Source organism: Rhodanobacter sp. FW101-FHT13A11, assembly GCF_058790335.1.
The window spans coordinates 445,679-451,690 of sequence record NZ_JBYTCN010000001.1 but is presented as its reverse complement, the minus strand read 5'-3'; the positions used below and the strand labels follow the sequence as shown (position 1 = coordinate 451,690).

Genomic DNA, 6,012 nt, shown 5'->3' with positions numbered 1-6,012 from the left:
GCGCGGTTCCCTTCGCGCCGGGCGCAACGCGGCCTTCCACGGCAAACCGGTCGAGCGAATTCGGGTCGGGACGGAGCGGGTCCATTGGCGTCCACCTCACAGGCTGAGCAGCAGGGCAAGCAGCAGGGCGCCCAGCGCCAGGGCCACCCGCAGCGGCTCGAAGCCGCGCAGTTCGGCGTTGGGGTCGCGTTCGGTGGATTCGGTTCTGGGCATCGCGGCATTCCCGGTCGGCTACCTGGGGCCTATCAAACCGCCGGCACGGGCGCTGGCGCCGGCGCAATCGGGCCGGCCGGCTGCCGGCATGTGGCAAAACGCGGGCAAGCGCGCCGCGCGGCTTGCGCGCATGCGATTCGCATAGCACGCTGCGCGCACCGTCATCAGGGAGTGCGCCATGGGCCGCAGCATCGCCATCGTCGAAGACGAACCGTTGATCCGGGCCAACTACGTCGAGGCGCTGAACCGCTTCGGCTACGACGCGCGCGGCTACGGTTCGCGGCGGGAAGCGTCCAGCGCGTTCGCGATGCGCCTGCCCGAACTGGTGATCATCGACATCGGCCTCGGCGACGAGCCGGAGGGCGGTTTCGACCTGTGCCGCGAGCTGCGCGCGAAATCGGCCACGCTGCCGATCATCTTCCTCACCGCGCGCGATTCGGATTTCGACGTGATCTCCGGCCTGCGCCTGGGCGCCGACGACTACCTCAGCAAGGACACCAGCCTGCACCAGCTCGCCGCGCGCATCGCCGCGCTGTTCCGCCGCATCGAATCGCTGAAGGTGCCGGCGTCCAGCGAGACGGTGATCGAGCACGGTCCGCTGAAGCTGGAATCCGAGCGCATGCGCATCACCTGGAACGGCGAGGAGGTCCCGCTCACCGTCACCGAATTCTGGATGGTGCACACGCTGATCCGCTTCCCCGGCCATGTGAAGAACCGCGACCAGCTGATGCGCGAGGCCGAGTTGGTGGTGGACGACGCCACCATCACCTCGCACATCAAGCGCATCCGCAAGAAGTTCATCGCGGTGGCGCCGGAGTTCGACGCGATCGAGACCGTGCACGGCGTCGGCTACCGGTGGAAGCCGTGAGTCGGCGCATCGGGTTGACGTTGATGCTGTGCGCGTTCGCGGCGCTGGCGCAGGCCGGCGGCAAGGACGACGACGTGCTGGCGCGCGGCGCCCGCGACGGCAACGCGCCGGCCTGGGCGATCCGTGTCGCCACGCCGGCCGGCTGGACGCGCGACTGCTGCACCTACGCGCGCGCGATCGGCGTCAATGCCGTGCTGTACCGGGGCGAATGGAGCGGCAAGCCGCAGCGGGTGATGGTGCTCAACGTGTGGCCGCGCCAGCTGGCCACCCTGGCCGACGAGGTGCAGGCCGACCGCAAGCGCTACCTGCAGCACGACCCGGCCGGCAGGGTGTCCGGCCTCGCCGTGCGGCATCCGGCCATGCCGTGCGAGGCCTCGGTCTACCAAGGCAGCGACCGCATCGACGACGTGCTGGTGTTCTGCGATCCGGGCGCGGCCAGCGGCGTGCGGCTGAGCTGGTCGATGGCGTTCGACGATGCCGACCCGTCGCGCCGCGCGCTGCTCGACGACTTCATGCGCGTGGTGGTGGCCACGCGCTGGGCAAGGGACAACACCGCGCCCGCGCATGGCCGCTGACCGCCGGCCCCGATGACGCTGCGCCGCAAGCTGCTGCTGGTCGCGCTGTGCACGCTGGCGTTGCCGGTGGCCGGCTGGCTGTACGTGCGGCAGATGGAAACGCTGCTGCGCGAAGGGCAGTCGCAGGCGCTGCTGGCGTCGGCGAATGCGGTGGCGCGCAGCCTGGTGGTGACCGGCGCGGTGGCGCCGGAATCCGCCGGCCCGGGCTGGTACGTGCAGCAGGCACCGAACCCGATCACCGTGGACGGCTACGGTGACGACTGGGCGCCGCTGACGCCGTGGAGCCAGCCGCTGGGCTCGCGCGGCAAGCTGCTGCTGGCCGCGGACGACGATTGGCTGTACTTGTACGCCGACGTGCGCGCCACCCGGCGCAGCCGCGCCGATGCGGACGATGCGGGCGCGCTGGCGGCCGATCACCTGATCCTCGCGCTGGGCGACGCGAACGGCCAACGCCGCTACCTGCTGGCCAGCGCGGCGCCGGGGCCGTTCGCCGCGCGGCCGCTGGATCCGCCGGTCGACGGCCTGCCGGAGACGATCGCCGCGCAATGGCAGGAGGACGGCAGCGGTTACCGGGTCGAGCTGCGCCTGCCGCGCGATCTCCATCTGCACGCGCTCGGCGTCGGCGTGTACGACGCGGCGGCCGGTGGCGACCGGATGGCCGCCGACACGCGGCCCCTGCTCGGCTATTCGGACAAGCTCGCCGGCGAGCTGGCGCAGCTGGTGCCCGATCGCGTGCAGGCGCGCGTGCTGGCGTCGCGGGGCTGGCTGCTGGCGCGCAGCGGCCGCCTGAACACGGCGCCCGGCAGCGACGGCCAGCCGGGCTGGTTCGCCGCGCTGGTCTACCGCTCGCTGCTGGCGACACGGCTGGAGGATGCCGGCCTGTGGTCGCAGGACGTGCCGCGGCTGGACACCCGCGAAGTGGCCGAGGCGGGCGCCGGCAAGCCGGTATCGGTATGGCGCAGCGGCGAGGAACGCGGCAGCGTGGTGCTGGCCGCCGCAGTGCCGATCGGGCACGCCGGCCGGATCGACGGCGTGCTGCTGCTGGAGCAGGCCAGCCGCACGGTGCCGCTGCTGGCCAACCGCGCGCTGTTCGGCCTGCTGCTGACCAGCTTCGGCGTGCTGCTGGTGGCCGGCGGCATCCTGCTCGCGTTCGCCACCCGGCTCAGCCTCCGACTGGGCCGCCTGCGCAACGCGGCCGAACGCGCGCAGCTCAACGATGGGCGTCTGGACGGCTCGTTCGAGCACGGCAAGTTCCCGATGACCGACGCGCCCGACGAGATCGGCGACCTGGCGCGCAGCTTCGAGCGGCTGTTCGAGGTGGTCGGCAGCTACACCGACTACCTGCGCACGCTGGCCTCGAAGCTCTCGCACGAACTCAACACGCCGCTGGCGATCGTGAAGTCGTCACTGGACAATCTCGAGCATGCCGCGTTGCCGGCCGAGGCGCAGCCGTACCTGGCGCGTGCCCGCGACGGCGTGGCGCGGCTGGGCGCGCTGGTGCGCGCGATGAGCGAGTCGAGCCGGATGGAGCGCTCGATCCTGGCCGCCGAACCCGAGGACGTGGACCTGCGCGACGTGGTGCGCGGCTGCGCCGAAGCCTACCGGCCGCTGGTCGGCGCACGCCGGCTCGACTGCACGCTGCCCGACGTGCCGCTGTACCTGCACGGCGCGCCCGAACTGATCGCGCAGGCGCTGGACAAGCTGCTCGACAACGCGCTGTCGTTCACCCCGCCTGACGGCTGGCTGCGACTTACCTTGCGCAGCACGCCGGACGGCGCCGAGATCGAGCTGGCCAACCAGGGCCCGCTGCTGCCCGTGGCGATGCAGGGTCGGCTGTTCGACTCGCTGGTCAGCCTGCGCGACAAGGCCACCCCCGGCGACGCCCCGCACCTGGGCCTGGGCTTGTACGTGGTGCGGCTGGTCGCCGAACGCCACGGCGGCGTGGCCAGCGCGCGCAACCTCGACGACGGCAGCGGCGTGGCGTTCTCGCTGCGCCTGCACGGCATGCCGCGGCAGCGGCTGGCGTAGGTATCCGGGCGGGTGGGGCGGGGCTTCCCGGTAGGTATCCGGGCGGGCGGGGCGTGGCTTCCCGTCCGGTGCGATGGCGTGTCGGCACGGATTGTCGGGGCGAACGGCATCTGTCATGATGAGAATAGTTCCCATTACCAATGGATTCCATCATGTCGTTTGCTTCAAGCAGGACACGGTTGTCCTGCGCCGTCCGCGCCAGCCTGCTGGCCGTCACCGTTGCCGCCACGGCGCCCGCCGTTGCCACCGACACCACCGCATCTGCATCGGCCCCGGCGTCCGCGCCGTCCGCTGTCGGCAATGCGGAATCCCCGGCGAAGACGCTGGATGCGGTTACCGTCACCGGGCAGCGCCCGCGCTTGTTCGAGATTGGTGACGTCAATGCCGGCGCGCTCGGCATGCGCGACCTGAAGGACCTGCCGTTCTCGATCGGTTCCTTCGCCACCGACACGATCGAGGAGCAGCGCGCCCGCACGGCGCTGGACGTGCTGAAGAACGATCCCTCGGTCACGCCCGCCACGCCGGGTGCCTCCTACGACGGCATCGCGGTTCGCGGCTTTTCCGCCAACGCCCTCAACAACGTGCGCCGTGACGGCCTGGCGACCAACGTCTACATGGACGTGCCGCTGGAGAACAAGGAGCGCGTCGACGTGCTCAAGGGGCTGTCCGGCTTCCTGTACGGCGTGGGTGAGCCCAGCGGCGTGGTGAACTACGTGCTGAAGCGCCCCACGCGCGATCCGTTCGTGAGCCTGACCGGCGAGGCCACCAACCACGACGGCCGCTACTTCGCGGTGGACGCGGGCGGCCCGATGGCCAACGGCGGCGCCGGTTACCGCGTCAATGCGGCCTCGGAGAAGGTCGGCGACTACCGCCACTACGGCGACCTCGAGCGCAACTTCGTCTCCGCTGCGTTCGACTTCAGGCTCGGCGAGAACGCGCTGCTGCAGCTGGATGCCGACTACCAGAAGAAGCAGCTGGCGGCCAGCGCGCTGGTCGGTCCGCGCAGCGGCGGCACCGTGGTGCCTGCCGACAGCTTCGACCCGCGCACCCTGGTCGGGCAGCCGTGGGGCCGCTACCGCTCGCGGGGCTGGAACCTGGGCTCGCGGCTCGACGTGACGCTGGCATCGGGCTGGCTGCTCACCACGCAGCTGGGCGCGAGCCGCACCGGCCGCGACGCGGCGTTCCCTGACGTCTACGAAGTCGCGCCGAACGGCGACGTGCTGTCCGGCGACTACTACTACGCCCCCGACCAGAAGTTCGAGACTACCGCCGGACAGAGCTACCTGTCGGGCAAGCTCGGCGACGGCAGCATCCGGCACGACCTGGTGTTAGGCGTGGCGGCCGCCCGCAACGAACTGCGGGACGGCGGCTTCCTGGTATTTCCGGAAACGGTGGGCAACATCTACGCGCCGCGCTCGTTCCCCAGGCCGGACCTCGACCAGGCCACCGCGAAGAACCGCACGCGGACCACGCAGCGCAGCGTGTTCGCCAGCGACACCCTCTCGCTCGGCGACTACTGGCAGGTGCTCGCCGGCGCGCGCTACCTGCGCTACGGCAGTGACACCGCGTTCGCCGCCGGCGGCCAGCGCGACTTCAGCGTGGATTCGACCGTGCCGACCGCGGCTCTGCTGTTCAAGCCGACCGCGGCGGTTACCTTCTACGGCACCTACACCGAAGGCTTCGAGCAGGGCGCCTACGCGCCGGTGTGGGCGGCGAACGGCGGGCGCCGGCTGGATCCGGTCAAGAGCCGGCAGCACGAGCTTGGCGCAAAGTGGCAGGTGCTGCCGTCGCTGCTGGCGACCGCGGCGTGGTTCGACATCGACAAGCCGCTGCAGGAAGTCGATCCCGCCGACAACGTGTTCAAGCAGCACGGCCACCAGCACCACCGCGGCCTCGAAGTGACGGCCAACGGCGCCATCACCGAGCGCTTGAGCGCGATCGCCGGCGCGTCCTGGCTCGACGCGGCGCAGGAAGACACCGGCAACGCGCGACTGGAGGACAAGCGCCCGAGCAACACCGCCAGGTTCCAGGCCAACGCGTTCGTCGACTATCGGCTGGCCGCGATCGAGGGACTGTCGCTGAACGCGGGCTACTTCCACGTCGGCAACCGCTATCTCGACCGCGCCAACACCCTGCGCGTCCCGGGCTACGACCGCTGGGACGCGGGCGTGGCCTACGCCACGCGCCTCGCGGGCAACCCGTCCGTGCTGCGCCTGTATGCGGAGAACCTCACCGACCACCGCTACTGGCAGTCGGCGATCTACGGCGGCGTGCTGCAGGGCAATCCGCGCACCGTGCACCTGTCGATGACGGTGGAGCTGTGAGCCG

General features: G+C 71.2%; 4 protein-coding genes. All 4 read left to right on the top strand.

Annotated features, from left to right (window positions below; genetic code table 11):
* Positions 1 to 391 precede the first annotated feature (391 nt).
* The 4 genes from pdsR to AC3WRN_RS02005 all read left to right on the top strand — a co-directional run bounded on the left by pdsR (position 392) and on the right by AC3WRN_RS02005 (position 6,008).
* Complete coding sequence (gene pdsR / locus AC3WRN_RS02020; RefSeq protein ID WP_492621659.1) at positions 392 to 1,081, top strand: proteobacterial dedicated sortase system response regulator; 690 nt, start codon at positions 392 to 394, stop codon at positions 1,079 to 1,081.
* Positions 1,078 to 1,656, top strand: coding sequence for a hypothetical protein (locus AC3WRN_RS02015; protein ID WP_492621658.1), 579 nt, complete (start codon positions 1,078 to 1,080; stop codon positions 1,654 to 1,656). The genes pdsR and AC3WRN_RS02015 overlap by 4 nt, the downstream gene beginning before the upstream one ends.
* A 12-nt stretch (positions 1,657 to 1,668) precedes the next feature.
* Entirely contained in the window at positions 1,669 to 3,684 is a 2,016-nt protein-coding gene (locus AC3WRN_RS02010) for an ATP-binding protein (RefSeq protein WP_492621657.1), read from the top strand.
* Positions 3,685 to 3,836: 152 nt separating this feature from the next.
* Positions 3,837 to 6,008: a TonB-dependent receptor gene (locus AC3WRN_RS02005; RefSeq protein WP_492621656.1), complete on the top strand. Its 2,172-nt coding sequence runs from the start codon at positions 3,837 to 3,839 to the stop codon at positions 6,006 to 6,008.
* Positions 6,009 to 6,012: the final 4 nt, after the last annotated feature.

Bases quoted from the DNA above. Each gene is read 5' to 3' on its own strand.
- pdsR (WP_492621659.1), top strand. From the start codon at position 392: ATGGGCCGCAGCATCGCCATCGTCGAAGACGAACCGTTGATCCGGGCC.
- AC3WRN_RS02010 (WP_492621657.1), top strand. From the start codon at position 1,669: ATGACGCTGCGCCGCAAGCTGCTGCTGGTCGCGCTGTGCACGCTGGCG.
- AC3WRN_RS02005 (WP_492621656.1), top strand. From the start codon at position 3,837: ATGTCGTTTGCTTCAAGCAGGACACGGTTGTCCTGCGCCGTCCGCGCC.